Below are 26,107 nucleotides of genomic sequence, written 5' to 3' on the forward strand. Positions count from 1 at the left end.
GCTTAGCGTGCTGGCGTCAGCGAGATAATCTGGAAACCGTCACCCGCACGCTCAAGCGTGAAGGTCACTTCATCCCCTGGTTTGGCGTCATTCAGCGTGGCGCCGGCAGATAAAGTAAACGGCATGGTCATTGCTGGCCATTTTAGTTCCGGTATGGCCTCGTGCCGGAGCATGACGGCGCTGTCAGAGATCGACTGAACCACGCCGTGGCCCTGCCAGGTCTGGTTTGCCTGAACGGTATAAGAAGCGAAAGAGACGGACGCGCCAACCAGCGCGGAAAGGAATATAGTACGCATGATAAATCTCCTGTTAAACGTTAAGTAAATAAAATCAACGAATTAACAGGTTTTTACTCCCGAAACCGGCAGTAGCGGATCGTTGCCGGCGGCCCCACAGCAGGAGGGGTAACGGACCACGCAGAATGGCTTGCAGATGAGCACTCTGGGGTCGTTAAGGTCAGGGTCATGGCGGCAGGCAGCGCCACCAGATGCAGCTGGGCAGGATCTTTTTGTACCTGATCCGGCACACAATGCTTTTCACACAGCGGTGAAGCACCGGCAGCATAATGCGGCCCCGGTTGCGCCATCATATCCATATGCTGGATGGTGGCCACCTCACCGCGCAAATCCATTGAACATTGATGGGAGGCGACGGCAACCTGACTCTGGATCAACAGCCAGCCAAACGCCAGCAAAAACATCAGCAGATGTTTTTTGATAAAGCGCAGGCGATATGTCCAGCTGGCGTGCATATTCAGATCGTCGGATAGGGTAAAAGTGAACCGAGTATAAGCAGGCAAAAGAATGAAAGAGAAGTGGTTTTAAAGAGATTTACGTTTTAAATCGATTGTCGGCAAGTAATACTCAAAACCTTAACACTTCACCATCATTTTAATGACATATAATATCTATTCATCAGGTCAATAACGTCTTAATATAAATGACGCAGGGTTAGCAAAAATATCGTCATCAGTGCCTTTAGTAGTCTCTTTCTTGATTTTAATCAGCAAGGACTGGACATTTATTCGGCACATTTCAGCTTCTTTTTTATTGATTATTTGTCTCTCGGGCAGCAAGGATACAGGGGAAATCATGCTTACTTTTCTCGAACTCCTCATTGGAGTCGTGGTCATTGTTGGTGTAGCACGCTACATCATTAAAGGTTACTCAGCCACCGGCGTGCTATTTGTCGGCGGCCTGACGCTGCTGATCATTAGCGCGCTAATGGGTCATCAGGTTTTACCCGCCAGCGAAGCCAGTACCGGATATACCGCTACCGATATTGTGGAATATATAAAAATTCTGCTGATGAGCCGCGGCGGCGATCTGGGCATGATGATCATGATGCTCTGCGGATTTGCTGCCTATATGACCCATATCGGCGCGAATGATATGGTGGTAAAGCTGGCTTCTAAGCCGCTGCAATATATTAATTCCCCCTATCTGCTGATGGTCGCGGCCTATTTCCTGGCCTGTCTGATGTCATTAGCCGTTTCCTCAGCAACGGGCCTTGGCGTGCTGTTAATGGCAACGTTGTTCCCGGTAATGGTTAACGTCGGGATCAGCCGTGGCGCAGCGGCGGCTATTTGCGCCTCTCCGGCGGCGATTATTCTCTCCCCTACTTCCGGTGACGTAGTGCTGGCCGCAAAAGCCGCGGAAATGTCGTTGATTGACTTCGCCTTCAAAACCACACTGCCGATCTCCATCACCGCTATTCTCGGCATGGGCGTGGCGCATTTCTTCTGGCAGCGCTATCTCGATAAGAAAGAGAACGTCAGCCACGAAATGATGGACGTCAGCGAAATCACCACTACCGCCCCGGCGTTTTATTCCATCCTGCCCTTCACGCCGATTATTGGCGTGCTTATTTTCGACGGCAAATGGGGCCCGCAGCTGCACATCATCACTATCCTGGTGATCTGTATGCTGCTGGCGGCCATCCTGGAATTCGTTCGTGGTTTTAACACCCAGAAAGTGTTCACGGGTCTGGAAGTTGCCTTCCGCGGTATGGCGGATGCCTTCGCGGGCGTGGTGATGCTGCTGGTTGCCGCGGGGGTGTTTGCCCAGGGGCTGAGCACCATCGGCTTTATTCAGAGCCTGATCTCTATCGCCACCTCGTTCGGCTCGGCCAGCATTATCCTGATGCTGGTGCTGGTGGTGCTGACCATGCTGGCGGCGATGACAACCGGCTCCGGTAACGCGCCGTTCTACGCCTTTGTTGAGATGATCCCTAAGCTGGCGCACTCCTCCGGCATCAACCCGGCTTACCTGTCCATTCCAATGCTTCAGGCTTCCAACCTGGGTCGTACCATTTCTCCGGTATCGGGCGTGGTGGTTGCGGTTGCGGGGATGGCGAAAATCTCTCCGTTTGAAGTGGTAAAACGCACGTCAGTGCCAGTGCTGGTTGGCCTGATTATCGTTATTATCGCCACCGAAGTACTGGTTCCCGGCGCTGCCTAAGCGAAATTCCTGATTTCCAAAAAGCGCCTGCGGGCGCTTTTTGTGCTTTAATAACCCCCAGAAATTAATCGCGCCCAACCAATCAGGAAAGCAAATGTTCAGGAAGGATATCGTTATCCCGTCTGGCGCAGTAGCGCTTGCACTCTGTGTCTTCTCAATTCAGGCAGATCCGCTTAAGCCAACCCAGTACGGCGATTTCGATCGCTACGTTCTGGCCCTTTCCTGGCAAACCGGATTTTGCCAGAGCATGGTCGAACGTAACCGTGACGAACCGGAAGAGTGTCGCCTGCAAAAAGAGAGCAGCAACAAAACCGATTTTCTGACCGTCCACGGCTTATGGCCCGCGCTGCCGAAATCTATTACCGCTCGCGGAGTGGATGAACGCCGCTGGATGCGCTTCGGCTGTGCCACTCGTCCGGTTCCGAATATGCCGGAAGCAAAAGCCAGCCGCAAATGTGACGCCGCAGAGACCGGACTATCGCTAACCGGCGCGGCGAAGCTGAACAGCGTGATGCCCGGCGCGGGCGGCAACTCCTGCCTTGAACGTTATGAATACGCGAAACACGGCGTCTGCTTTGGTTTTGATCCCGACGCTTACTTCGGCACCATGGTGCGCATGAACCAGGAGGTGAAGCACAGCGCGGCAGGAAAATTTCTGGCGGAAAATTATGGCAAAACCGTCCGCCGCAGCGACTTCGATGCAGCCGTGGCCAAAAGCTGGGGGAAACAGAGCGTAAAAGCGTTCAAGCTTACCTGCCACGGCAATCCGGCTTATCTGACCGAGATGCAGATCTCGCTGAACGCCAGCACCATCAACAACCCGCTCTCTGCCGGCTCCTTTGCGCCACAGCCGCATCCGGGCAACTGCGGCAAACAGTTTGTCATTGATAAAGCCGGTTACTGATGCTGCGCCGGGCACCTTTTTGCCCGGTTTTTCATTGATTTCCGTGATATGACGATTAACCTCACACTTCCGCTCACACGCATCATTTTTCCAGCTAAAGCATTATTAATCCGGTAAACATCACTGAAACCTCCCCGCCATAATCATGGCGTTAACTACAGGAGGAATTTCACATGGCTAAAAAACTGATTGCACTGTGCGCCTGCCCGATGGGCCTGGCACATACCTTCATGGCAGCCCAGGCGCTGGAAGACGCGGCGACGGAAGCCGGTTATGAGGTAAAAATTGAAACCCAGGGCGCGGACGGGATCCAGAATCGCCTGACCCCGCAGGATATTGCCGACGCTGACATTATTATCCACGCCATCGCGATCACCCCGGAAGACAATGAGCGCTTCGAAACGCGCGACGTGTATGAGATTACGCTTCAGGACGCTATTAAAAACGCGGCAGGCACCCTGAAAGAGATCGAAGAGATGATTGCAGCAGAACAATAATAATCCTCACACCCAGGGGTTTTCGTCATGGCTATTAAAAAACGCAGCGCGGTTCGCCCGGACAGTCACGAGGGTGACACACTTGCTATCAAATCCGCACCGGTTGCCGCCGGTGCGTCTTTCTGGAAAGAGCTTCCACAGCACATTATGTCGGGGATATCCCGCATGGTGCCAACGCTTATCATGGGCGGGGTTATCCTCGCCATTTCACAGCTCATCGCCTACGTCTGGCTGGAGATCCCGCCTGACACCGGTATTCTCGACGCGCTTAACTCTGGCAAATTCACCGGTTTCAATCTCTCGGTATTGAAATTTGGCTATCTGACCGAATCGTTCGGCGGGCTGCTGTTCAGCTTCGCCATCCCGATGTTTGCCGCCTTTGTCGCCAACTCTATCGGCGGAAAGCTGGCCTTCCCGGCCGGGTTTATCGGTGGCCTTGTCGCCACGCAGCCGACGCTGGTGCTGAACTTTGATGCGGAAAAACTGACCTGGCTTGCCACCAAACCCGTGCCCTCCACGTTTATTGGCGCGCTGATTATCGCCATAGCCGCAGGCTATCTGGTCAAATGGCTGAATAGCCGTATTAACGTACCGCAGTATCTGCTGGCCTTTAAAAGCACCTTTCTGATCCCAATCCTCTCGGCGCTGTTTGTGATGCTGGCGATGTATTACATCATCACGCCGATTGGCGGCTGGCTGAATGCAGGTATGCGGACCGTACTGCTGGCGGCGGGTCAGGCGGGCTCCATGATGTACGCCATCGGGATGGCGGCGGCCACGGCGATTGATCTTGGCGGCCCCATTAACAAAGCGGCGGGATTTGTTGGCCTGGGGCTGACAACCGATCATGTCCTGCCCATCACCTCCCGCGCCGTGGCGATTGTTATTCCGCCCATTGGTCTGGGGCTGGCCACGCTGATTGACCATCGTCTGACCGGCAAACGACTGTTTAGTCCGCAGCTTTATCCGCAAGGCAAAACGGCCATGTTCCTCGCCTTTATGGGCATCAGTGAAGGGGCCATCCCGTTTCTGCTGGAAAATCCGCTTGCGACGCTGCCAGCGTATATGGCGGGTGCGATCGCGGGTGCGATGACCGCCACCGCGCTCGGTGCCGTGCAGTGGTTCCCTGAATCGGCGATCTGGGCGTGGCCGCTGGTCACCAATCTGGGGGCGTACATGCTCAGTATTGTGGTCGGGGCGGCGATCACCGCGCTGTTGGTCGTGATTATTCGTAACAGTTTGCACAAGCGCGGAAAACTCGCTATCGACACGCTGTAACGGGGTGAACCATGGAATTACTGAGAAGGCTTCGTGCCTGGCTGGCTGCGGAAAAACTGGACGGCGTGCTCATCTCTTCGCGCCAGAATAAACAGCCGCACCTGGGCATTTCAACCGGTTCGGGATATGTGCTGGTGACACAAACCGCGGCACATATCCTGGTGGATTTCCGTTACTACAGCGATATCGCTTCACGAGCGGCGGGCTATGAAATGCACCTGCTTAACACGGAGAACCCGTTTGCGCAGGCGGTGAACCAGATTATTGCGAAGGACAATCTCGCCCGTCTTGGCTTTGAGGGTGAATACGTGAGCTGGCAAACAGGCGTGCTGTGGCGCGATACGCTGAATACCACCCTTTGCAGCACCTCGCTCGACGCGCTGCGGCAGATAAAAAGCGCTGACGAAATCGACCGTATCCGTGCAGCATGCGGCATTGCCGACCGCGCCGCACAGCACATCCGGCGTTTCATTCAGCCCGGTATGCGCGAGCGTGAAGTCGCTGCCGAGCTGGAGTGGTTTATGAAGCAGGAGGGTGCGGACAAGCCCTCTTTCGACACCATTGTCGCCAGCGGGCCGCGCGGTGCGCTGCCCCACGGCAAAGCCTCTGACAAAGTGATTATGCCTGGCGAGATGATCACCCTTGATTTCGGCGCCCAACACCAGGGGTATTGCTCGGATATGACAAGGACCTTTCTTGTCGCCGGGCAAAACACGCCGCCGGAGGAGCACCCTCTCTATGCGGTGTACCAGATCGTTCTGGCGGCACAACAGGCGGCCATTGATGCCATCCGCCCCGGCGTTTCCTGTCATCAGATCGATAGCGCCGCACGTTCCGTGATTGAACGTGCAGGTTACGGTCCGCAGTTCGGGCATAACACCGGTCATGCCATTGGTATTGATGTCCATGAAAATCCACGTTTTTCCCCTACCGACCGCACCCCGTTGCAGCCCGGCATGGTGCTGACCGTTGAGCCGGGGATCTACCTTGAACACCAGGGCGGGGTACGAATTGAAGATGTGGTGCTGGTGACGGAAACGGGCGCCGAGGTGCTTTATACCCTCGACAAACGGCTATTGCTGACGGGAGAACAAGAGTGGACAGAGATTTACTGCGCGCCCTGAGCGAAGCAGACGCCATTGCGGCCTCAGAGCAAGAGGTGCGCGACATCCTGCTCAGTGAGGCGCAAAAATACCATAAAGAGGTTCAGTTTGATGGGCTGGGTTCCGTGCTTATCCGCGTCAACCAGAGCCGGGGCCCGAAGGTGATGGTCTGCGCCCATATGGATGAAGTCGGTTTTATGGTGCGTAGCGTCTCGCGCGAAGGGGCCATTGATGTCCTGCCCATCGGCAACGTGCGCATGATGGCCCGTACCCTTCAGCCGGTGCGCATCACCACGCGTAACGGGGAAAAAATACCGGGACTGCTGGATGGGGATTTGAAAGGAGAAAACGTTGACAATTTGCGTGTCGACATTGGCGCGACGTCTGCGGAGGAGGTGTTCGCCGCCGGTATCGACGCAGGCGACCGCGTGACGTTCGATACACCCTTTCAGACCCTTCCCCACAATCGGGTGATGGGTAAAGCCTTCGACGATCGTCTCGGCTGTTACCTGCTGATCACGCTGCTGCGCGAGCTGCACCAGACGCCGCTCGACTGCGAGCTTTGGCTGGTGGCCAGCTCAAGTGAAGAGGTCGGCCTGCGCGGCGGCCAGACCGCCACGCGCGCCATTCATCCTGATATCGCGCTGGTGCTGGATACCGCCTGCTGGTCAAAAAATTTCGATTATGGCAGCGCCAACCATCGCCAGATCGGTGCGGGCCCGATGCTGGTGCTGTACGACAAAACGCTCATCGCCCCAGCCAAACTGATTGCGCTGGCTGAGACGATCGCGCGCTCGCAAGGGATCCCGCTGCAAAAAGACATGTTCAGCAACGGCGGAACGGACGGCGGGGCGATCCATCTCTCCGGCACTGGCGTGCCGACTCTTGTGCTTGGTCCCCCGACCCGACACGGGCACTGCGCGGCATCCATTGCCGACGAAAAAGACATTCATCACACCCAACAACTGCTTGTCGCGCTTGTGGCAGGCATGAACCGTGAGACCGTGGATCATCTGACGGACTTCAGATGCTGATCTCACGCGGCCAGGAGGAAGTATGCTTTCAATTGAATTTTTCTGCCCACTGCCCAACGGCCTGCATGCGCGTCCGGCCTGGGCGTTAAAAGAGCAGTGCAGCGCATGGCGCAGCGACATCCGTTTTATCAACAGACGGCTTAACACTCACGCGGATGCCAAAAGCTCGCTGGCGCTGATCAGTACCGGTACGCTGTTTAATGACAGCTGCGTGCTGGAAATTAACGGCAGCGACGAGGAGCAGGCCCGACGCGTGCTGGAGGCGTATCTCACCGGCGCGTTTATCGACAGCGACAGTATTCCCTCCGGCGACGCGCCGCACGTTGCGCATCCCCTGCCCCGTTCGCTTGTAAGGCTTGCTCCCCACCTTCAGCACGGCATTACGCTCGCCAGTGGCATCGGGGCTGGCACTCTGCGAGGCTGGCAGAGCGATAACCTCAAACGTTATTGTCAGATCCCCGCCTCGCCGGAAGATATTACCCGCCTGGAACACAGCCTGGCGACACTGGCTGAACAGCTCAACCACCGTCTGCGCGGGCTGGACGGCGAGAGTAAAACCATTCTCAGCGCGCATCTTTCGCTGATCCAGGATGAGGAGTTTGGCGGCACCATACGCCGACTGATCGCCGAGGAGCGGCTAAGCCTTGCGGAGGCGATCATTCGTAACATGGAGCTGATCTGCGACAAGCTGTCGCTCTCCGCCAGCGACTACCTGCGTGAACGCGTCAGCGATATTCGCGACATCAGCGAGCAGCTTCTTAACATTACCTGGCCGGAGTTGCAGCAAACCTCCGCATTCACCCTCAGCGCTCCCACTATTCTGGTGGCGGAAGATCTGACGCCCAGCCAGTTTCTCAGCCTCGACACGCAGTACCTGAAAGGCATGGTGCTTGAAAAAACAGGCCGGACGTCGCATACGCTGATCCTGGCACGCGCGGCCTCCGTGCCTGTGCTGAGTGGTTTAACGGTCGCCTCGCTGGCACCGTTGATGGGAAAAGAGGTCATTCTGGACGGCATCTGTAGCGTGCTGGTCGTTGAACCCAACGACGCGGTGAATGATTACTACAGCGTGGCGCAGCGCCTTGCCAACCGACGCCACCAGCAGCAGATCAAAGATGCGGGTCTTCCAGCACTCACCCGCGACAACGTACCGGTAGAGATTGCCGCCAACATCGGCAGCGCGCTGGAAGCGCCCGGGGCGTTTACCTGCGGCGCGCAGGGTATCGGGCTGTTTCGCACTGAAATGCTGTATATGGACAGAGACTCCGCGCCGGACGAGCAGGAGCAATTCGAAGCCTATCAGCAGGTGCTGCTCTCCGCGCAGGGCAAGCCGGTCATCTTTCGCACAATGGACATCGGCGGCGATAAGCAGATCCCTTACCTGAACATTCCCCAGGAAGAAAACCCGTTCCTCGGCTATCGTGCCGTTCGTATTTATCCCGAATTTGCCGATCTCTTCCGCACCCAACTGCGCGCGATCTTACGCGCAGGCGCCAGCGGCAATGCGCTGTTGATGATCCCGATGGTGCACAGTCTCGATCAGATTTTATGGATCAAACAGGAGCTGCAAAACGTTCGTGACGCCCTGGCCTCACAGGGGTTACGTCACACCGCACACCTGCCGCTGGGGATCATGGTTGAAGTGCCTTCAGTCTGCTTTATCATCGATCACTTCTGCGAAGAGGTGGATTTCTTCAGTATCGGCTCGAACGATATGACTCAGTATCTCTACGCTGTCGATCGCAACAACCCGCGCGTTTCGGCGCTGTATAACCCCATCACACCGTCTTTTTTACGCATGGTTCGCCAGATTGTCGCCGCAGCGCATCGTCACGGGAAATGGGTCGGCATTTGCGGGGAACTTGGCGGAGAGCAGCGCTACCTCCCTCTTCTGCTTGGTCTGGGCTTAGATGAGTTCAGCATGAGCGGGCCGCGCATCCCTGCGGTAAAAACCCAGCTGCGTCAGCTGGACATGGCAACCTGCCGGGCGCTGGCGGAAAAGGCCTGCGACAGCCGCAGCGCAGAGGAGATTGAAGCCCTGCTGGCGGATTTCACACCGGAAGCGCCGCCGCGTCCATTGCTGGCGCTGGAGACTATCGTGGTCAATGAGCCGCTGACCTCAAAAGAGCAGGTGTTTCAGTTCTTATGCGGAAATCTTGCGATTCATGGCAGGACCGAAAACCCGCTGGAGCTTGAAGAAGATCTCTGGCAACGCGAAGAGATTGTCACCACCGCCGTCGGGTTTGGCGTGGCGATCCCTCACACCAAATCGCAATGGATACGCCACTCCAGCATCAGCATTGCCCGCCTGGACAAGGCGATTGACTGGGAGTCGGATTTGGGCGACGTCGAGCTGGTGATCATGCTGACGCTCGGCGCTCAGGAAGGGATTAATCACGTGAAGGTCTTTTCCCAGCTGGCGCGAAAGCTGGTCAATAAAACGTTTCGCGAGTCGCTGTTTGCAGCAACGACGCCGCAAAGTATCCTGGATCTGCTGAACGCTGAAATCACGTTCTGACTGTCACTGAAAGCGTGCGCGATACTCCCCCGGCGTCAGGCCAAACTGGCGCCGGAACAGACGGCTAAAATAGTCGCTATCGGCATAGCCGCAGCGCTTCGCCACTTCCCCCACCGGCAGGTGGTATTTTTGCAGGATGGTTCTCGCCTTCGCCATACGCACCCAACGAACGTAATCCACAAAACTCATCGTCCCCTGTTGGGAGAACAGGCGTGACAGATGATTAGCCGAAATATTAAAAAGCGCGGCGACGCTGTCCCGCGACAGGGATTCAGCATAGTTTTCCTGCACCCAGTTACAAATGCTCTGATAGAGGAAATCCCCGCGCGACAGTCCCGGTTCAGGCAGCGACGACACCACTTTCCGGCACCAGTGCAGCAGGCTCAGCACCAGCGGTTGAATAATGGCCTGATCCTGCGGGGAAGCGCTCAGGTGCGTCAGGGCCATCAGCATCGCAGCACATTCGCCTCGTTCAGGGTGAGGAAGCTCAACGTGTCGCTGCGCAGGCACGGAGCGCCCGTGACGGGTATCATGAAACACCAGCCCCAGCCACGACGGCGCAAAAAGAATGCTCAGCAGCATGACCGGTCGTTCAAACACCGGGACGCTGGCGGCCTGGGCGGGAAGAAACAGCATTTCCCCCTGGCAGAGGGTCTGCTGCCCGGTAACCAGTCTGTTGCCATATTCCCCGCGAAGAACGACATCAAGCCGTGGCCAGTCGCGGCTCACGCTTCCGACAGCGTCAGACGCGCCACGTTGAGCAAACCAGACTCGCCCCAGCTGCTGTGGGTTGAGCACCAGGCCGCTCAACAGATCGGCAAAAAACTGCTGATCGGCGGGCAACAGGGTTGCGCGCATATCACCCCCTGCGCGCATCCGGGCGTACCAGGTCGAAGCGATGGCTGTCACTGATGGCGTAGTAGGCTGTAGGTCCACCCGCACGCAGAATGGGCTGCGCTTTCGCGGTCTGGTAAATCCCCTCTTCCAGCAAACTCTCGGCGATATGGACGCCCACGACTTCGCCGAGCACCAGCCAGGTATCAATCGGTGTCCCATCCGCGCCGGTAAGCTGAATGCACTGTGACAATCGACACTCGAAATTCACCGGGCTTTCCGCCACGCGCGGCGAGCTCACAAGCTGGCTGGCAACGGGCGTCAGGCCGGCAAAGGTAAATTCATCCTCGCCATGAGGGAGCGTGGCGGAGGTTTCATTCATCGCCTCGGCGAGATCGCGCGTTGCGAGGTTCCAGACAAACTCCCCCGTTTCGGTAATATTCCGCACGCTATCCTTCCAGCCGTTGCTGGAAAAACCAATGATCGGTGGGCGATAGTTAAAGCAGTTAAAGAAGCTGTACGGGGCAAGGTTCAGTTGACCGGCCTTATCACAGGATGAGATCCAGCCAATCGGACGTGGACCGATAATGGCGTTCAGCGGGTCGTGCGGCAGGCCGTGCCCCTGAGACGGTTGGTAAAAGTACATATCGCTCTCTCTACGCTGGGGCTGCAACGCGCATTGCCCGGGTTCAGTCTTTCCAGCGTAACGAAATTTCCGTTCAGCGTGAATCGGGACGCCGGGTTTATTGCCAAAAATTCATATGGCGCATGATTGTGACCTTCATCACTTCAAACTTACGGTTTCAGACAGTATCATCAGATAAGTTAAACCCTCGCTGCCAGACGGCGAGGGTTTTCTTTTGGATTGGTTTCTGCGTTACACGCAGCATTAACGACATGGAGTAAAAATGTCCAGACCTACGATTATCATCAATGAACTCGACGCAGAACGTATTGACCGACTGTTGGAGAAACCAGAATTCGCCTCGCTGCCGGTAGCCGATGCGCTGAACGAAGAGCTCGACCGGGCGCAGATGTGTACGCCTGAAACCATGCCGCATGATGTGGTCACCATGAACAGCCAGGTGAAGTTCCGCAACCTGACCACCGGAGAGGAGCTCACCCGTACGCTGGTCTATCCGGCGCAGATGACCGACAGCAGCACGCAACTGTCGGTGCTGGCACCCGTGGGCGCGGCGCTGCTTGGACTGCGCACGGGCGATACCATCCACTGGGAACTCCCGGGCGGTGCCTCAGCTCACCTGGAAGTGCTTGAGCTGCTCTACCAGCCCGAAGCCGCTGGCGATTACCTGCGTTAATCCCTTCTGAACAAGCGACCCCGCTTTGCACAGAGGATGCACCCGCATCCTCTTTCCGCAAATTCACCCTATTGTGCTATACCGGACAAAAACCGCTTAATCCACGCTTAGTCTGTTGTAGTGCCGTGGGGACGGTCATGGGTGAGATACTTGTTATCACACTGGTTTTTCTCATCATCCTGGCGATCCTCGTCGTGGCGGTGCTGTATCTTGAGCGCCACTGGTGAGTGAGGAACCTCACACAACGCCGCCGGGGAAGGCATTCACCAGTCCCTTCACTTTCTGCTGAGCAGCCTCCGGGGTGTCTGCGCCAGGCACCAGGATCACCTTGCGGCACTCCTCCTCCCGTTTTTCGAAGATCTTATAGGCGCGTTCCGCATCAGCCAGCGGAAGATAGTGGGTCACAATATCTTCTGGGGTAAGCAGCCCTTTTTCGATGAGCGGCAGCAGCTCTCCCAGCCAGGCATGGACGTGGGTCTGCCCCATCTTAAAGCTCAGCCCTTTATCGAAGGCATCGCCAAACAGGAAGCCGTGAATAAAACCGGCGTACACGCCCGGCACGCTGACCACGCCGCCGCGTCGCACCGCAGCAATGCACTGGCGCAGGGCTTTGCCGCTGCTGCCTTCAATTTTCAGGTTACTGAGGATCGTTTCCGTGGTGCTGCCTTTGGCCTCAAACCCGACGGCATCAATCACCGCATCCACTCCGCGCTGTCCGGCCGTTTGCTCAATGATTTTCTCCGCCGCGTCGTTATCGTCATCAAAGTTAATCGGGATCGCGCCGTAGCGCTCCTGGGCAAACCGCAGTCGATAGGGATGATGGTCAACCACGAAAATCTGCTCTGCGCCGAGAAGCCGCGCGCAGGCAATGGTCAGTAACCCCACCGGCCCGGCCCCGAATACGGCGACGCTGGAGCCTTTCTGGATCTGCGCATTTTTTGCCGCCTGCCAGGCGGTAGGCAGAATATCTGACAGGAAAAGCGCTTTGTCGTCAGACAGCAGCTGGGGCACTTTAAACGGCCCCACGTTGCCTTTCGGGACGCGCACATACTCCGCCTGTCCGCCCGGCACGCCGCCGTAAAGATGGCTGTAGCCAAACAGCGCGGCAGGGGCGGGAATTTGCTTTTTGTTCAGCGCCGCGCCCTGCCCGCGGTTCGTGTTTTCGCAGGCCGCGTACTGTTGCATCTGGCAAAAGAAGCAGTCACCGCAGGCAATCACAAACGGGATCACCACCCGGTCACCTTTCTGCACGTTTTTCACTTCGCTCCCGCACTCCACCACCTCGCCCATAAATTCATGACCAAAGATATCGCCGTGCTGGACCTTGGGAATTTTTCCGCGATAAAGATGCAAATCAGAACCACAGATCGCCGTGGCCGTTACGCGCAGGATGATATCGTCAGGCTGTTCGATGCCCGGATCGGGGACATTATCGACCCGAACATGATGTGGACCGTGATAGGTGAGAGCTTTCATGCAACCTCCGAAAGGGTGTGGGTAAGCTTATAAAAGGGTAGCTACCTCTCGGGATCTGCCCCGGAATCCGGCTGTTTTGAGATTTATCCTGGCGAGATAAAAAAGTGCTGTCGGGATTACAGAAACCTTTTATATTTTGTGGTTGAATGATTTCAGCGTTTATAAACAAGGAGAAACGGTTATGTATCAAACAATCATTATGCCGGTTGATGTTTTCGAAATGGAACTGAGTGATAAGGCTGTACGTCACGCGGAATTTCTCGCGCAGCAGGACGGAGTTATTCATCTTCTGCATGTTTTACCGGGCTCTGCCAGCCTGAGCCTGCATCGTTTCGCTGCTGATGTGCGTCGTTTTGAAGAGCATTTACAGCATGAAGCCGAGACACGCCTGCAAACCATGGTCGGGCACTTCAGCATCGATCCTTCCCGCATCAAAACCCACGTCCGGTTCGGTAGCGTGCGCGACGCCGTTAATGAGCTGGCGGGGGAATTAAATGCCGACGTGGTAGTGATTGGTTCACGTAACCCTTCCATCACCACTCACCTGCTGGGGTCGAACGCCTCCAGCGTGATCCGCCACACCCACATTCCGGTGATGGTCGTGAGATAAAAAAAGAGGCCACCTTTTGGTGGCCTCCGGCATTGCAGGTGTCGTCTTGCTTTCTTTTATTATGCGGTTTTGGTGCGGATCAGATAATCAAACGAGCTCAGCGACGCTTTCGCACCTTCGCCAGTGGCGATGATGATCTGTTTGTACGGCACGGTGGTGCAGTCGCCCGCCGCAAATACGCCCTTCACGCTGGTTTCGCATTTCGCATCAATGATGATCTCGCCCATGCGGTTGCGCTCAATCGCGCCTTCCAGCCAGGTGGTGTTTGGCAGCAGGCCAATCTGAACAAAGATCCCTGCCAGCGCCACGCTGTGGATATCGCCACTCACGCGGTCACGGTATTCCAGACCGGTCACTTTGCTGCCGTCGCCTTTCACTTCTGTCGTCTGGGCATTGAGCACAATATCGACGTTATTCAGGCTACGCACCTTATCCTGCAACACCTGGTCCGCTTTCATCTCCGGGGCGAATTCCAGCAGGGTAACGTGTTCAACAATTCCCGCCAGATCGATAGCCGCTTCCACACCGGAGTTACCGCCGCCGATCACCGCTACGCGTTTACCTTTGAACAGCGGGCCGTCACAGTGCGGGCAATAGGTCACGCCTTTGGTGCGATACTGATCTTCGCCCGGGACGTTCATGTTGCGCCATTTCGCGCCGGTGGCAATGATCACGCTGCGCGCCTTCAGCACCGCGCCGGACGCCGTTTCAATCTGGTGCAAACCACCCTCGACCGCGGCCGGAACCAGTTTGCTGGCGCTCTGGCTGTCAATGACATCCACGTCGTAGTCGCTGACGTGCGCTTTCAACGCCCCGGCCAGCTTCTGGCCTTCGGTTTTCGGCACGGAAATGTAGTTTTCAATGTCAACGGTATCCAGAACCTGACCACCGAAACGCTCGCCCATCAGACCGGTACGGATCCCTTTACGTGCGGAGTACACCGCCGCCGCTGCGCCCGCCGGGCCGGAGCCAACAATCAGTACGTCGTACGCATCGCGTTGGTTCAACTCTTCCGCCGCACGTTTTTCTGCGCCGGTATCCACTTTGGCGACGATTTCGGTCAAGGTCATACGCCCCTGGCCGAACTCCTGACCATTCAGGTAAACCGCCGGAACGCCCATCACGTTGCGCTCGGTGATTTCGTTCTGGAACGTACCGCCGTCAATCGCCGTGTGCTTAATGCGTGGGTTGAGGACTGACATCAGGTTCAGCGCCTGCACCACGTCCGGACAGTTATGGCAGGAGAGTGAGTAATAGGTTTCAAACTCAAAATCACCGTCGATATCGCGTATCTGCTCCAGCAGCGCCTGCGCTTCTTTTGACGGATGACCACCGGTCCACAGCAGCGCCAGCACCAGGGACGTAAATTCGTGCCCCAGCGGAGAGCCCGCGAAACGCGGCCCCTGGTCAGACCCTGGGTTGGCGATCAGGAAAGAAGGCTTACGTACTGCCAGCGTGTTGTCTTCTTTGAAGGTCACTTTCGGCGACAGCTCAGCAATCTCTGTCAGCAGCGCTTTGATTTCTGCCGATTTCGCGCTGTCGTCCAGCGTGGCAATCAGCTCAACAGGTTTGGTCAGTTTCTCAAGGTAGGCCTTGAGCTGGGTTTTCATGTTAGCGTCGAGCATTATTCTTCCCTCTCTTAAAACGTCATCATGCAAGCCGCCTTATACGGGCTGCCTGAATGCAACTTGCATCATGGTGCTGGAATGAAATGGGCGCGGGGAGCGCCCATTGATTGCCGGGTGGCACTTCGTTTACCCGGCCTACGATACTGTAGGCCTGTGCAAGCGTAGCGCCGCCAGGCTTTACAGACTTAGATCTTGCCGACCAGGTCCAGAGATGGAGCCAGCGTCGCTTCGCCTTCTTTCCATTTCGCCGGGCACACTTCGCCTGGGTGAGAAGCAACGTACTGAGCCGCTTTCACTTTGCGCAGCAGGTCAGATGCATCACGGCCGATACCTTCAGCGGTAACTTCGATAGCCTGGATAATGCCCTGCGGGTCAACAACGAAGGTCGCGCGGTCTGCCAGGCCTTCATCTTCACGCATGTTGTCGAAGTTACGGGTCAGGGCGCCAGTCGGGTCGCCGATCATCGCGTATTTGATTTTCGCGATAGTTTCAGAGCTGCTGTGCCACGCTTTGTGGGTGAAGTGGGTATCGGTAGAAACAGAGTAAACGTCTACGCCCAGCTTTTGCAGTTCTTCGTAGTGGTCTGCCACGTCGCCCAGTTCGGTCGGGCAAACGAAGGTGAAGTCAGCCGGATAGAAGAAGAACACGCTCCAGCGGCCTTCGGTATCTTTCTCAGTTACTTCGATGAACTCACCGTTTTTGAACGCCTGGTTTTTGAAAGGTTTAATTTTGGTGTTAATCAAGGACATCTGTACTTCCTCCGTGTTTTCGTTGAGATGTAAGGTAACCAACTTTGTTCATCGGGGCTAATGCGTATGCTTTATCAAATCAATCAGCCAAACCTTACAACAGCAACAAGACAGCAAGGTGAACCTTTTAAAGGAAAACCTGAAAGTAAAAAGGCCGCCTCAACGGGCGGCCCTGATACCTGAATTCCCCGCAGGTACATTCAGTGCCAGCCGAAGCTGGCGTTGCGTTGCGCTCTACATACCTTGTATCAAGGCCGTAACAGCGGTTTGATTACAGCACCCGCGCGCGCATTGAGCAATGGATAAGAGGGATAGTCCTGCCTATGGTTGTGATAGGCTGAACCGAACAGGCTTCTGAAACGTTATAAATTTAATTTCATTATAAATTTCGCGCTATATATAAATGCCAGTTGTTATTCAAATAATTCAATCACACTTCAAAGATAAAATTATCTTAATAAACCTTGAAGTTGTGTTTCAATAATCCAAAGCCATGATATATTAAGATCACTTAAATTTTGAATTAAGCAAGTTACCCACACGGATTGAAAAAGGTAACTTTCCTCTGTCGTACTCCATGATGTGATAACGACAGCAAACACAGCACACTCAGGACGAAACATGGCCAACCTCTACGACCTAAAAAAATTCGATCTCAATCTGTTAGTCATCTTCGAATGCATTTACCAACATCTCAGTATCAGTAAGGCTGCCGAGACACTTTATATCACGCCATCCGCCGTGAGCCAGTCGCTGCAACGCCTGCGTGGCCAGCTCAATGACCCCCTGTTCATCCGTTCAGGTAAGGGAATTACGCCGACCACGGTGGGCACCAACCTCCATCATCATCTTGAACAGAATCTCAACCAAATTGAACAGACGATCAACATGATGCATCACTCGGACATCAAGAAAAAGTTCGTTATCTATTGCTCCCAAATGGTGTCGCCTGGCTATATGCTCGAACCGATGAAACTATTAATATCCGAGGAAAATTACGAGATAGAACAACGCGATATGCTTATCTCTCCGGAATCCGCAGAGGACCTGCTCGCCTACCGTAAAGCCGACCTGATTTTCACAATTGCCCCGGTAAAAAATCGCTCTGTGGTTTGTGTTCACTTTACCACGGTGCCAATAACGTTAATCTGCCGGGAAAACCATCCAAGACTCACCGATACGGTCAGTCTCGAGGCGTTATACCGGGAGAAATTCACCTTTTACCAGAGCGCTCACCCGGGCGTTAAAGAGTTCCAGAATCGCGCCAATGACGTTTTCCCGGAAAGAAATATTGCTTTTCGCACGGACTCCATCAGCTCGCTTATCTCCATGGTCAGTTCATCTGATCTGTTAGGCTTTATACCCATATCAATCTATGAAGCCTATAAAGAGACGTTAAAATTAAAACGAATCGCCGCCCCTTTTGAATTGCCCGAAATACATGTCTATATGCTTTACAGCCGTTCTTCTCTGAACAGCAGCGTTTTTTCAACGTTTATTGAGAAAATGCATAAACTCTGTCTTTCCGCTCCGTCTGCGTAAAATCATTTACATGGTGAATATAAAAGCTGCAAACTAAAAAAAATGATTCCGTGAAAATAATGAAAAATGATTTCATAATATCGTCTTAATTTCTTCCAGACATTTAACACGCAGGATGCGATTAACTATGTCGATCTATAAAATCCCTTTACAGAAAAATGTTTCAGACGCTTCAGCGGAACGCATAGACTGGACGCTAAACAATTTCTCCAGGGTATGCGTTTCCTTTTCCGGTGGAAAAGATTCTACCGTGATGCTGCATCTCGTTGCCCAGCAAGCACGGCAATTAAAGCGAAAAATAGATGTCATCTTTCTGGACTGGGAAGCGCAATTCTCCTCAACCATTCAGCATGTTGACACGATGAGAACGCTGTATCGTGATGTTATCCATCAGTTCTGGTGGGTAGCGCTTCCGCTCACGACCCAGAACGCACTGTCACAGTTTCAACCTGAATGGCAGTGCTGGGAACCCGGGACAAACTGGGTTCGCCAGCCACCGGAAGATGCCATTACCGATTATCACTATTTCGATTTTTATCAGCAGGGAATGACGTTTGAAGTCTTCGTGCGAGAGTTTGCCGAATGGTATGCGCAAAAACGTCCTGCCGCCGTCATAGTGGGGATCCGCGCCGATGAATCCTACAACCGTTTTCTGGCGATCGCGTCGGCACGTAAGCAGCGCTTTTCTGACGATAAACCCTGGACGACCGTCGCACCGGGTGGTCACTCCTGGTATATCTACCCTCTGTACGACTGGAAAACCGCCGACATCTGGACGTGGTTCGCGAAATCAAAATGTTGCTATAACCCCTTATACGACCTGATGTACAAGGCGGGGGTGCCGCCACGTTATATGCGCATCTGCGAACCGTTTGGCCCGGAACAGCGTCAGGGCTTGTGGCTCTATCATGTCATTGAACCCGAACGCTGGGCGGCGATGTGTGAGCGTGCCTGCGGGGTGCGCAGCGGCGGTATTTATGCCGGGCACGATAACCATTTTTATGGCCACCGGAAGATCCTGAAACCAGACCATCTTGGCTGGCGCGAATACGCCATGCTGCTACTCGACAGCATGCCGCAAAATACGGCGGAGCATTACCGCAATAAAATTGCGGTTTATCTCCACTGGTATCAAAAGCGAGGCATGAACGATATTCCCGATACGCAGGAGGGCGACATTGGCGCCAAGGACATCCCCTCCTGGCGACGTATCTGTAAGGTTTTACTTAATAACGATTACTGGTGCAGGGCCCTGTCATTTAGCCCAAATAAACCAAAACACTATCAGCGCTACAGCGACAGAGTGAAGGCAAAACGCAAGGAGTGGGGCATTTTATGCGACAGCGAATAATCACCGAAATTGACATCTACCTTCAATCACTTACCGAAGAGGATCGAATCAATGCCATTAACGCCTTCCGTCAGGCAATACATAAAAACAGCCCTTTTCGTGAGCAACCTATAGACTGTGTGCTCTGGGTTAAGCAGGACGCGATTACCGCCAACGATTACAACCCCAATAACGTTGCCCCACCGGAAAAACGATTACTCAGCAAGTCACTGGAACTTGATGGATTCACCCAGCCTATCGTTGTGACCGAAAGCGAACAGCAGCAGTATGAAATCGTGGACGGTTTTCACCGCCATGAAATTGGCACAACCCGGGCGGTTTTGAAGCGCCAGCTCAAAGGGTACTTACCCGTCACTTGCCTGCGCCAGGAGCGACAGGACAAACATAACCGAATGGCGGCCACCATTCGCCACAATCGGGCTCGTGGGCGGCATCAAATCAATGCCATGTCAGAGATTGTTCGTGAACTGGTTCAGCTCGGCTGGGACGACGAGAAGATAGGCAAGGAGCTTGGGATGGATAGCGACGAAGTGCTGCGCCTCAAACAAATCAACGGTCTGCTCGAACTCTTCGCAGACCGTCGTTTTTCTGAAGCCTGGACGGTGAAATAGTCAGAGCGCGTTTAACCGCGCTGCCGCTGCCAGCAGCGTCGATTCCTGCTTCGCAAAGCAAAGTCGGATCAGCTTATGCGGGAAGGGATCGGCGCAGAACACCGACAGCGGAATGGCCGCCACGCCCACCTCTTTCGTCAGCCACTGGCAGAAACTCACGTCGTCCAGATCGGAAATCGCGCTGTAGTCGGCCAGCAGGAAATAGGTCCCTTCACAGGGTAAAATCTCCAGACGGCTTTTGCTCAACGCAGCCACAAACCGATCCCGACGCGCACGGTAGAAATCCGGTAGCTCACGGTAGTGTCCGGGTTCGCTGCGCAGCATATCCGCCAGCGCCAGCTGAGCGGGTGTGTTCACCGCAAACGTCAGATACTGATGCACTTTACGCAGCTCAGCGCTGATGGCGGCGGGCGCCACGCAGTACCCGACCTTCCAGCCGGTCATATGGTAGGTTTTGCCAAATGACGATACCGCGATTGCACGCTCACGAAGCTGCGGATGCGCCAGCACGCTGGCATGCCCCTCTTCGGCGAAGCAGATATGCTCATACACCTCGTCGCTCAGAACATAGATTTCACGTTCGGCGATGGCCTGCCACAGGGCGGCAAAATCGCTCTTCTGCCACACCGTCGCCGATGGGTTGTGCGGCGTATTCAGGATCACCAGCCGGGTTTTATCGCTCAGCAGCGCGGCAAACGCCTGCCAGTCCGGACGAAAATGCGGCGGCTGGAGCGCCACGCGTTTCACTACGCCGCCAGCCAGTTCAATCGCCGGGGCGTAGCTATCGTAGCTCGGGTCAAAACAAATCACCTCATCGCCCGTACGCACCAGGGCGGTTATCGCCGCATACAGCGCTTCGGTCGCCCCTGCGGTTACCGTGATCTCGCTGTTCGCATCAGGTTTATAGCCATACAGCTCAGCCGTTTTATCCGCAATGGCTTCACGCAACGCCTGCACGCCGGTCATCGGCGCGTACTGGTTGGCTCCCTGCGCCACGTGGTACGCCAGACGCTCCTGCAAATATTTCGGCCCGTCAAAATCCGGAAAACCTTGTGAGAGGTTAATGGCGTTGTGCTGCTGCGCCAGGGCGCTCATCTGGGTAAAAATCGTCGTGCCGAGATTTGGAAGTTTACTCTGCGGGATCAACGGGTTATTGCTCATTGTAGTGTGCCTGCCTGTAATACTTATGTTGCTGACACTATAACACGATGTTAGTCTTTGGCAATCAAGACGCTTAGACGTCTAAACGATATAAATATTCCTGACCGAGAGGGTAAAAGGAAATGACAGACAACCAGCAACTCACACACCTGGTCGAGGCCTGCCGCTGGATTGGCGCTAAAGGCTGGGCGCCCGCTACCGGCGGCAATATGTCCGTGCGTCAGGATGAACACCTGTGCTGGCTGAGCGAATCCGGAAAAGATAAAGGCAGCCTGACCACCGCCGATTTTCTACAGGTTGAAATCGCCACCAACCGTGCGCCGTCTGGCCGTAAACCGTCGGCAGAGACCGGGCTGCATACCCTCATCTATCGCCTGTTTCCCGAGGCTAACGCCGTCCTGCACGTTCACACTGTCAATGCCACGGTGCTGTCGCGTCTGGTCAACGAGGCCGAGCTGAAGATCACCGGTTTCGAGATGCAAAAATCCCTTACCGGGCAGACCACGCACCAGGATACGGTGGCCATCCCGGTGTTTGATAACGACCAGGACATCGACGCCCTCGCCTCGCGCATCGCCCATTACGCGCAGGAACGCCCGCTTAATTATGGTTTTCTTCTGCGCGGTCATGGCTTAACCTGCTGGGGACGCGACGTGGCCGAAGCCCGCCGTCATCTGGAAGGGTTAGAATTCTTATTTGAATGCGAAATGCGTTTACGACAATGGGAGAGAGTATGATTCGCGCGATTGTGACGGATATTGAAGGGACCACCAGCGATATCCGTTTTGTCCATGATGTTTTGTTCCCCTACGCGCGTGAGCGGCTGGCGGCCTTTGTGACCGCGCAGCAGTACGCCGAGCCGGTCAAATCGATTCTGGACAACCTGCGCGATGAAATCAGCGCTCCGCATGCCAGCGTCAGCGATCTCATCAACGTACTGTTTACCTTTATGGATGAAGACCGCAAATCGACGGCGCTCAAAGCCCTGCAAGGCATCATCTGGCAGGACGGTTACGTCAACGGTGACTTTACCGGACACCTCTATCCTGACGTACTGCCCGCGCTGGAAAAATGGAAGGCGCAAGGGATTGATCTCTATGTTTATTCCTCTGGCTCCGTCACCGCGCAGAAACTGTTATTTGGCTACAGCGACGAAGGTGATATTACTCATCTGTTCAGCGGCTATTTTGATACCCACATTGGCGCCAAGCGCGAGGTGCAGTCTTATCAAAATATTGCGGCGCAAACGGGCATTGCCCCGTCGCAGATCCTGTTTCTGTCGGATATTCATCAGGAGCTGGACGCGGCTGAGCAGGCGGGTTTTCGTACCCTGCAACTGATTCGCGGTGAAGATGACGGCGCAAGCCATCATCATCAGATCCACCAGTTTGACGAGATTAATCCGGAGCAGATCCCTTCATGAGCGCATTGACCATTTATTCCGATAAAGACGCCAGTCAGCACCAGTGGCACAGCACCGACGCCGCCGAGATTGCCCAACAGCTGAACGCCAAAGGCGTGCGGTTTGAACGCTGGGCTGCGGATCGCGATTTAGGACACGATCCCGCACCAGAAGCCGTGATCGCGGCCTATCAGCATGCGATCGACAAGCTGGTGGCAGAGAAAGGTTACCAGAGCTGGGATGTGATCAGCCTGCGCGCCGACAATCCGCAGAAAGAGGCGCTGCGCGCGAAGTTTCTGAACGAACACACTCACGGTGAAGACGAAGTGCGCTTTTTCGTGGAAGGGGCGGGATTGTTCTGCCTGCACATCGGCGATGAGGTGTATCAGGTGCTGTGCGAGAAAAACGACCTGATTTCCGTTCCCGCGGGCACGCCGCACTGGTTTGATATGGGCTCAGAGCCGAACTTTACGGCGATTCGTATTTTCGATAACCCGGAGGGTTGGGTCGCACAGTTTACCGGGGATGCGATTGCGGATGCGTATCCACGCCTGGCATGATCTTTTCTCCCTCTCCCTTGTGGGAGAGGGCTGGGGTGAGGGGGAACATACGGCTCTGGTGGTCAGTTCCATATTCAGACATTAATCAAATACTGGCGATAATCCTCTGCACATCAGCGCCAACCAGCCTCGCCAGATGCACAAACTCCACTACGTCTAACCTGCGTTCACCACTTTCCACTTTAGCGATAAACGATTGGGGTTTCCCCAAAGCCTCCGCAAGCTGGGCCTGAGTAATCCCCTTCTCTTTACGAGCTTTCTTCAACGCATTGATAACAAGCTGGTATTCTTCTGAATAAACTGAGGCCATTGTTCCGATTCCATACAAATATCCTGAAATCGAATATCCCCCTATTGCCTTTTTATCCCAAAACAGGTTAATTGAGTGCGTAACGCAAACCTGTAAGGAGTAAAGAATGCAACGTCAAAACTGGCATCCTGCCGATATTGTTGCGGCATTAAAGAAACAAGGAACAAGCCTGGCAGCGTTGTCACGCAAGGCCGGCCTTTCTTCATCCACATTAGCAAACACACTCTCGCGCCCGTGGCCAAAGGGCGAATTGATTATCGCTCAGGCGTTGAACATTCCACCGGATGTGATATGGCCGGAAAGATATTTTGGTAAAAATGGTGAACGCATATTCCGTCAGATGAGAGCGACCAGGAAAAAAACGTGTCTTTGACATGAACAGCGTTTTCCCCCCCTTCGGGGAAGCCCATCAGTTCATGCTGCTCACGAATTTCCCTTTCGCTACCTCGTCCGGCGTGACCACGCCTGTATCCAGCACCCAGCCGCTAATCAGCGAGGCGGGGGTGACGTCAAACGCCGGGTTGTAGACTTGCGCGTTTTCCGGCGCCCACTGCACCACGCCAAAGCTCCCCGCCACGCCCGTCACTTCACTGGCCGCGCGCTGCTCAATCGGGATTGCGTCACCGTTCGGGCAGTCCGGGTCGAGGGTCGTTTGCGGGGCAGCGACGTAGAACGGAATGCCGTGAAACTTCGCCAGCACCGCCAGGGAATAGGTGCCGATTTTGTTCGCCACGTCGCCGTTGGCGGCAATGCGGTCTGCTCCCACCCACACGGCGTCCACCTGCCCTTTTGCCATCAGGCTGGCGGCCATGGAGTCGGTAATCAGCTGATACGGTACGCCCAGCTCGCCGAGTTCCCACGCGGTCAGCCTGCCGCCCTGCAATAGCGGACGGGTTTCATCCACCCAGACGTTGCTTACCTTGCCTTCCTGATGCGCGCGAGCAATCACCCCCAGCGCGGTACCGACGCCCGCCGTCGCCAGCCCGCCGGTGTTGCAGTGGGTCAGCATACGGCTGCCGCGCTTCACCAGCGCGCTGCCCGCACTGGCAATAGCGTCACAGAGCCGTTTGTCTTCGTCAATCAGCCGCAGCGCTTCAGCCACCAGCGCCGGAACATAATCTTCCTGCCACAGCGCCAGCTTCATGCGGTCGAGATTGTTCATCAGGTTCACCGCCGTCGGGCGGGAGGCGCGCAGGGTTTCCAGCGCCACCGCCAGCTCGTCGCGGCTTTTGCCGCTTTCCGCTAGCAGCGCCAGCAACAGGCTTGCAGAGAGACCAATCAGCGGCGCGCCGCGCACCCGCAGGGCGTGTATGTGCCCGACCAGCGCCTCGACCGTCGAGGCATCCAGCCAGCGTTTCTCCTGTGGAAGCGCCTGCTGGTCGAGAATAAAGAGCTGATTATCCGCCACCCGCAGGCTGGTCGTCTGTAATGTCTGCATGTCGTTAATTCCCTGTTGCGTTGTTGTAGCACATTGTGTCAGGATGAAATCCAGATGTATAGACGTCTACATGTCTTAATTAGCAAAACTGAGGAGCAGGCCATGTCGCAATACCGTACCTTTACCGCTCAGGACGCCGTGGAGTATGCCAGGCAGTTTGGCGGACTTGACGATCCTTCATCGCTGGTAGAGGCGCAGGAAATCGGCGACGGCAACCTCAACCTGGTCTTTAAAATTTTCGACCGCGCGGGCGTGAGCCGCATCGTCGTTAAGCAGGCGCTGCCCTATGTACGCTGCGTCGGCGAATCCTGGCCGCTGACGCTGGATCGTGCCCGTCTTGAAGCGCAAACCCTGGTCGAGCATTACCAGCACAGCCCGCAGCACACGGTGAAAATCCACCACTTTGACCCGGAACTGGCGGTGATGGTGATGGAAGATCTCTCCAGCCATCGCATCTGGCGCGGCGAGCTGATTAACAACATTTACTACCCCCAGGCGGCGCGTCAGCTGGGGGAATATCTGGCTCACACCCTGTTTCACACCAGCGATTTTTATCTGCATCCGCACGATAAAAAAGCGCAGGTAGCGAAATTCATCAACCCGGAGATGTGCGAGATCACCGAAGATCTGTTCTTTAACGATCCGTACCAGATCCACGCGCGCAACAGCTACCCGGCCGAGCTGGAAAACGATGTTGCCGCCCTGCGCGACGACGCCCAGCTTAAAATCGCCGTGGCCTCCCTCAAGCACCGCTTTTTCTCGCACGCCGAAGCCCTGCTGCACGGAGACATTCACAGCGGTTCGATTTTTGTGGCCGACGGCAGCCTGAAGGCCATCGACGCTGAGTTCGGCTATTTTGGGCCGATTGGCTTTGACGTTGGCACCGCCATCGGCAACCTGCTGCTGAACTTCTGCGGCCTGCCTGGGCACCTCGGCATTCGCGATGCCGCCGCCGCGCGCGAGCAGCGCCTGACCGATATTCAGGAACTGTGGAACACCTTCGCGGAGCGCTTCCAGGCGCTGGCAAACGAGAAAGCCCGCGACGCCGCACTCAGCGCGCCGGGCTATGCCTCCGCGTTCCTGAAAAAGGTCTGGCATGACGCCATCGGGTTCTGCGGCACCGAGCTGATTCGCCGCAGCGTCGGGCTTTCACACGTGGCGGATATCGATACCATCCAGGATGAAGCCATGCGCCACGAATGCCTCCGCCATGCAATATCCCTCGGTAAAGCGCTGATTGTCATTGCCGACCGCATCGACAGCGCGGAAGAGCTGGTGGCGCGAGTGCGGCAGTACAGCTGATTTTCTCCCTCTCCCTGTGGG

At 55.4% G+C, this 26,107-nt stretch carries 28 protein-coding genes; 18 read left to right on the forward strand and 10 right to left on the reverse strand.

Annotated features, from left to right (window positions below):
• Positions 1-2: 2 nt before the first annotated feature.
• Both O1722_RS16650 and O1722_RS16655 read right to left on the reverse strand, forming a co-directional pair.
• Positions 3-296: a copper-binding protein gene (locus O1722_RS16650; RefSeq protein WP_017694319.1), complete on the reverse strand. Its 294-nt coding sequence runs from the start codon at positions 294-296 to the stop codon at positions 3-5.
• A 53-nt stretch (positions 297-349) separates the two neighbouring features.
• Positions 350-751, reverse strand: coding sequence for a hypothetical protein (locus O1722_RS16655; RefSeq protein ID WP_033486413.1), 402 nt, complete (start codon positions 749-751; stop codon positions 350-352).
• A 340-nt stretch (positions 752-1,091) separates the two neighbouring features.
• On the opposite strand from O1722_RS16655, the gene dcuC reads away from it, so the two are divergent.
• The 7 genes from dcuC (at position 1,092) to ptsP (ending at position 9,793) form a co-directional block, all read left to right on the forward strand.
• Positions 1,092-2,459, forward strand: coding sequence for an anaerobic C4-dicarboxylate transporter DcuC (gene dcuC, locus O1722_RS16660; protein WP_017382481.1), 1,368 nt, complete (start codon positions 1,092-1,094; stop codon positions 2,457-2,459).
• Positions 2,460-2,553: 94 nt separating this feature from the next.
• Positions 2,554-3,363 carry a ribonuclease I gene (rna, locus tag O1722_RS16665; protein WP_058686640.1) on the forward strand — a complete coding sequence of 270 codons (810 nt, stop codon included), beginning with the start codon at positions 2,554-2,556 and terminating at the stop codon, positions 3,361-3,363.
• 173 nt (positions 3,364-3,536) lie between these two features.
• Positions 3,537-3,860, forward strand: coding sequence for a PTS fructose transporter subunit IIB (locus tag O1722_RS16670; protein ID WP_017382483.1), 324 nt, complete (start codon positions 3,537-3,539; stop codon positions 3,858-3,860).
• A gap of 27 nt (positions 3,861-3,887) precedes the next feature.
• A complete protein-coding gene (locus O1722_RS16675; RefSeq protein ID WP_017382484.1) occupies positions 3,888-5,138 on the forward strand; it encodes a PTS fructose transporter subunit IIC in 1,251 nt (416 codons plus the stop codon).
• Positions 5,139-5,149: 11 nt separating this feature from the next.
• On the forward strand, positions 5,150-6,262 hold the full coding sequence (gene ypdF, locus O1722_RS16680; protein WP_033486415.1) for an aminopeptidase: 1,113 nt from the start codon (positions 5,150-5,152) through the stop codon (positions 6,260-6,262).
• Positions 6,235-7,275, forward strand: a complete 1,041-nt coding sequence (gene ypdE / locus O1722_RS16685; RefSeq protein ID WP_033486416.1) for an aminopeptidase — start codon at positions 6,235-6,237, stop codon at positions 7,273-7,275. The genes ypdF and ypdE overlap by 28 nt, the downstream gene beginning before the upstream one ends.
• Before the next feature lie 22 nt (positions 7,276-7,297).
• The gene (gene ptsP / locus O1722_RS16690; RefSeq protein WP_033486417.1) at positions 7,298-9,793 is read left to right on the forward strand and encodes a phosphoenolpyruvate--protein phosphotransferase; all 2,496 of its coding nucleotides are present in this window, start codon (positions 7,298-7,300) and stop codon (positions 9,791-9,793) included.
• Positions 9,794-9,796: 3 nt separating this feature from the next.
• Here ptsP and O1722_RS16695 read toward each other — a convergent pair whose 3' ends face one another.
• Positions 9,797-10,651, reverse strand: coding sequence for a helix-turn-helix domain-containing protein (locus O1722_RS16695; protein WP_026094381.1), 855 nt, complete (start codon positions 10,649-10,651; stop codon positions 9,797-9,799).
• A 1-nt stretch (position 10,652) separates the two neighbouring features.
• The gene (locus O1722_RS16700) at positions 10,653-11,273 is read right to left on the reverse strand and encodes a flavin reductase family protein (protein WP_003858756.1); all 621 of its coding nucleotides are present in this window, start codon (positions 11,271-11,273) and stop codon (positions 10,653-10,655) included.
• A 262-nt stretch (positions 11,274-11,535) separates the two neighbouring features.
• On the opposite strand from O1722_RS16700, the gene rnk reads away from it, so the two are divergent.
• Together rnk and yldA are read left to right on the forward strand one after the other, a co-directional pair.
• The gene (rnk, locus tag O1722_RS16705) at positions 11,536-11,946 is read left to right on the forward strand and encodes a nucleoside diphosphate kinase regulator (protein WP_006809650.1); all 411 of its coding nucleotides are present in this window, start codon (positions 11,536-11,538) and stop codon (positions 11,944-11,946) included.
• A gap of 137 nt (positions 11,947-12,083) precedes the next feature.
• Positions 12,084-12,173, forward strand: a complete 90-nt coding sequence (yldA, locus tag O1722_RS16710) for a small membrane protein YldA (protein ID WP_015571155.1) — start codon at positions 12,084-12,086, stop codon at positions 12,171-12,173.
• A 10-nt stretch (positions 12,174-12,183) separates the two neighbouring features.
• Here the strand turns inward: yldA and O1722_RS16715 are convergent, their stop codons facing one another.
• Positions 12,184-13,422, reverse strand: coding sequence for a zinc-dependent alcohol dehydrogenase (locus tag O1722_RS16715; RefSeq protein ID WP_015571156.1), 1,239 nt, complete (start codon positions 13,420-13,422; stop codon positions 12,184-12,186).
• Positions 13,423-13,603: 181 nt separating this feature from the next.
• Here O1722_RS16715 and uspG point away from each other — a divergent pair, with 181 nt between their 5' ends.
• Positions 13,604-14,032: a universal stress protein UspG gene (gene uspG, locus O1722_RS16720; RefSeq protein ID WP_006809652.1), complete on the forward strand. Its 429-nt coding sequence runs from the start codon at positions 13,604-13,606 to the stop codon at positions 14,030-14,032.
• Positions 14,033-14,091: 59 nt separating this feature from the next.
• On the opposite strand, the gene ahpF is transcribed toward uspG, so the two are convergent.
• Both ahpF and ahpC read right to left on the reverse strand, forming a co-directional pair.
• Positions 14,092-15,657, reverse strand: coding sequence for an alkyl hydroperoxide reductase subunit F (gene ahpF, locus O1722_RS16725; RefSeq protein ID WP_017382489.1), 1,566 nt, complete (start codon positions 15,655-15,657; stop codon positions 14,092-14,094).
• A 188-nt stretch (positions 15,658-15,845) separates the two neighbouring features.
• Entirely contained in the window at positions 15,846-16,409 is a 564-nt protein-coding gene (gene ahpC, locus O1722_RS16730) for an alkyl hydroperoxide reductase subunit C (protein ID WP_014882974.1), read from the reverse strand.
• Between the two features lie 621 nt (positions 16,410-17,030).
• Between ahpC and citR the strand changes: the two genes are divergently transcribed.
• The 3 genes from citR (at position 17,031) to O1722_RS16745 (ending at position 19,913) form a co-directional block, all read left to right on the forward strand.
• Positions 17,031-17,951 (forward strand): DNA-binding transcriptional repressor CitR, encoded by a 921-nt coding sequence (citR, locus tag O1722_RS16735; protein WP_032671321.1) that lies wholly within the window; start codon positions 17,031-17,033, stop codon positions 17,949-17,951.
• A gap of 127 nt (positions 17,952-18,078) precedes the next feature.
• Positions 18,079-19,302: a phosphoadenosine phosphosulfate reductase gene (locus O1722_RS16740; RefSeq protein WP_033486418.1), complete on the forward strand. Its 1,224-nt coding sequence runs from the start codon at positions 18,079-18,081 to the stop codon at positions 19,300-19,302.
• The gene (locus O1722_RS16745) at positions 19,287-19,913 is read left to right on the forward strand and encodes an IbrB-like domain-containing protein (RefSeq protein WP_032671323.1); all 627 of its coding nucleotides are present in this window, start codon (positions 19,287-19,289) and stop codon (positions 19,911-19,913) included. The genes O1722_RS16740 and O1722_RS16745 overlap by 16 nt, the downstream gene beginning before the upstream one ends.
• Here the strand turns inward: O1722_RS16745 and O1722_RS16750 are convergent, their stop codons facing one another.
• Positions 19,914-21,074 (reverse strand): pyridoxal phosphate-dependent aminotransferase, encoded by a 1,161-nt coding sequence (locus tag O1722_RS16750; protein ID WP_032652943.1) that lies wholly within the window; start codon positions 21,072-21,074, stop codon positions 19,914-19,916.
• A 122-nt stretch (positions 21,075-21,196) separates the two neighbouring features.
• Between O1722_RS16750 and O1722_RS16755 the strand changes: the two genes are divergently transcribed.
• Genes O1722_RS16755 through O1722_RS16765 form a run of 3 tightly spaced genes read left to right on the forward strand, consistent with a single transcriptional unit; the run spans position 21,197 to position 23,036 of the window.
• Positions 21,197-21,811, forward strand: coding sequence for a methylthioribulose 1-phosphate dehydratase (locus O1722_RS16755; RefSeq protein WP_033486419.1), 615 nt, complete (start codon positions 21,197-21,199; stop codon positions 21,809-21,811).
• Positions 21,808-22,497: an acireductone synthase gene (gene mtnC, locus O1722_RS16760; RefSeq protein ID WP_032647663.1), complete on the forward strand. Its 690-nt coding sequence runs from the start codon at positions 21,808-21,810 to the stop codon at positions 22,495-22,497. Before O1722_RS16755 ends, mtnC begins: the two co-directional genes overlap by 4 nt.
• Entirely contained in the window at positions 22,494-23,036 is a 543-nt protein-coding gene (locus O1722_RS16765) for a 1,2-dihydroxy-3-keto-5-methylthiopentene dioxygenase (protein ID WP_023315605.1), read from the forward strand. The genes mtnC and O1722_RS16765 overlap by 4 nt, the downstream gene beginning before the upstream one ends.
• 85 nt (positions 23,037-23,121) lie before the next feature.
• Here the strand turns inward: O1722_RS16765 and O1722_RS16770 are convergent, their stop codons facing one another.
• Positions 23,122-23,346 (reverse strand): helix-turn-helix transcriptional regulator, encoded by a 225-nt coding sequence (locus tag O1722_RS16770; protein ID WP_032652941.1) that lies wholly within the window; start codon positions 23,344-23,346, stop codon positions 23,122-23,124.
• 106 nt (positions 23,347-23,452) lie between these two features.
• Between O1722_RS16770 and O1722_RS16775 the strand changes: the two genes are divergently transcribed.
• On the forward strand, positions 23,453-23,719 hold the full coding sequence (locus O1722_RS16775; protein WP_032652939.1) for a helix-turn-helix domain-containing protein: 267 nt from the start codon (positions 23,453-23,455) through the stop codon (positions 23,717-23,719).
• Between the two features lie 36 nt (positions 23,720-23,755).
• Here the strand turns inward: O1722_RS16775 and mtnA are convergent, their stop codons facing one another.
• On the reverse strand, positions 23,756-24,784 hold the full coding sequence (mtnA, locus tag O1722_RS16780; RefSeq protein WP_033486420.1) for an S-methyl-5-thioribose-1-phosphate isomerase: 1,029 nt from the start codon (positions 24,782-24,784) through the stop codon (positions 23,756-23,758).
• Positions 24,785-24,886: 102 nt separating this feature from the next.
• On the opposite strand from mtnA, the gene mtnK reads away from it, so the two are divergent.
• Positions 24,887-26,086, forward strand: a complete 1,200-nt coding sequence (gene mtnK, locus O1722_RS16785; protein ID WP_017694331.1) for an S-methyl-5-thioribose kinase — start codon at positions 24,887-24,889, stop codon at positions 26,084-26,086.
• The last annotated feature ends 21 nt before the right edge of the window (positions 26,087-26,107 follow it).

The organism is Enterobacter cloacae complex sp. HYC003_NIDB (assembly GCF_056673375.1).

Excerpts from the sequence above, each read along its gene's own strand:
- mtnA (WP_033486420.1), bottom strand. The coding sequence starts at position 24,784 with ATGCAGACATTACAGACGACCAGCCTGCGGGTGGCGGATAATCAGCTC.
- ptsP (WP_033486417.1), top strand. The coding sequence starts at position 7,298 with ATGCTTTCAATTGAATTTTTCTGCCCACTGCCCAACGGCCTGCATGCG.
- dcuC (WP_017382481.1), top strand. The coding sequence starts at position 1,092 with ATGCTTACTTTTCTCGAACTCCTCATTGGAGTCGTGGTCATTGTTGGT.
- O1722_RS16745 (WP_032671323.1), top strand. The coding sequence starts at position 19,287 with ATGCGACAGCGAATAATCACCGAAATTGACATCTACCTTCAATCACTT.
- O1722_RS16755 (WP_033486419.1), top strand. The coding sequence starts at position 21,197 with ATGACAGACAACCAGCAACTCACACACCTGGTCGAGGCCTGCCGCTGG.
- O1722_RS16655 (WP_033486413.1), bottom strand. The coding sequence starts at position 751 with ATGCACGCCAGCTGGACATATCGCCTGCGCTTTATCAAAAAACATCTG.
- mtnK (WP_017694331.1), top strand. The coding sequence starts at position 24,887 with ATGTCGCAATACCGTACCTTTACCGCTCAGGACGCCGTGGAGTATGCC.
- O1722_RS16770 (WP_032652941.1), bottom strand. The coding sequence starts at position 23,346 with ATGGCCTCAGTTTATTCAGAAGAATACCAGCTTGTTATCAATGCGTTG.
- O1722_RS16765 (WP_023315605.1), top strand. The coding sequence starts at position 22,494 with ATGAGCGCATTGACCATTTATTCCGATAAAGACGCCAGTCAGCACCAG.
- yldA (WP_015571155.1), top strand. The coding sequence starts at position 12,084 with ATGGGTGAGATACTTGTTATCACACTGGTTTTTCTCATCATCCTGGCG.
- ypdF (WP_033486415.1), top strand. The coding sequence starts at position 5,150 with ATGGAATTACTGAGAAGGCTTCGTGCCTGGCTGGCTGCGGAAAAACTG.
- rnk (WP_006809650.1), top strand. The coding sequence starts at position 11,536 with ATGTCCAGACCTACGATTATCATCAATGAACTCGACGCAGAACGTATT.
- O1722_RS16775 (WP_032652939.1), top strand. The coding sequence starts at position 23,453 with ATGCAACGTCAAAACTGGCATCCTGCCGATATTGTTGCGGCATTAAAG.
- mtnC (WP_032647663.1), top strand. The coding sequence starts at position 21,808 with ATGATTCGCGCGATTGTGACGGATATTGAAGGGACCACCAGCGATATC.
- rna (WP_058686640.1), top strand. The coding sequence starts at position 2,554 with ATGTTCAGGAAGGATATCGTTATCCCGTCTGGCGCAGTAGCGCTTGCA.
- O1722_RS16670 (WP_017382483.1), top strand. The coding sequence starts at position 3,537 with ATGGCTAAAAAACTGATTGCACTGTGCGCCTGCCCGATGGGCCTGGCA.
- O1722_RS16675 (WP_017382484.1), top strand. The coding sequence starts at position 3,888 with ATGGCTATTAAAAAACGCAGCGCGGTTCGCCCGGACAGTCACGAGGGT.
- uspG (WP_006809652.1), top strand. The coding sequence starts at position 13,604 with ATGTATCAAACAATCATTATGCCGGTTGATGTTTTCGAAATGGAACTG.
- O1722_RS16700 (WP_003858756.1), bottom strand. The coding sequence starts at position 11,273 with ATGTACTTTTACCAACCGTCTCAGGGGCACGGCCTGCCGCACGACCCG.
- ahpF (WP_017382489.1), bottom strand. The coding sequence starts at position 15,657 with ATGCTCGACGCTAACATGAAAACCCAGCTCAAGGCCTACCTTGAGAAA.
- citR (WP_032671321.1), top strand. The coding sequence starts at position 17,031 with ATGGCCAACCTCTACGACCTAAAAAAATTCGATCTCAATCTGTTAGTC.
- O1722_RS16740 (WP_033486418.1), top strand. The coding sequence starts at position 18,079 with ATGTCGATCTATAAAATCCCTTTACAGAAAAATGTTTCAGACGCTTCA.
- ahpC (WP_014882974.1), bottom strand. The coding sequence starts at position 16,409 with ATGTCCTTGATTAACACCAAAATTAAACCTTTCAAAAACCAGGCGTTC.
- O1722_RS16695 (WP_026094381.1), bottom strand. The coding sequence starts at position 10,651 with ATGCGCGCAACCCTGTTGCCCGCCGATCAGCAGTTTTTTGCCGATCTG.
- O1722_RS16750 (WP_032652943.1), bottom strand. The coding sequence starts at position 21,074 with ATGAGCAATAACCCGTTGATCCCGCAGAGTAAACTTCCAAATCTCGGC.
- O1722_RS16650 (WP_017694319.1), bottom strand. The coding sequence starts at position 296 with ATGCGTACTATATTCCTTTCCGCGCTGGTTGGCGCGTCCGTCTCTTTC.
- O1722_RS16715 (WP_015571156.1), bottom strand. The coding sequence starts at position 13,422 with ATGAAAGCTCTCACCTATCACGGTCCACATCATGTTCGGGTCGATAAT.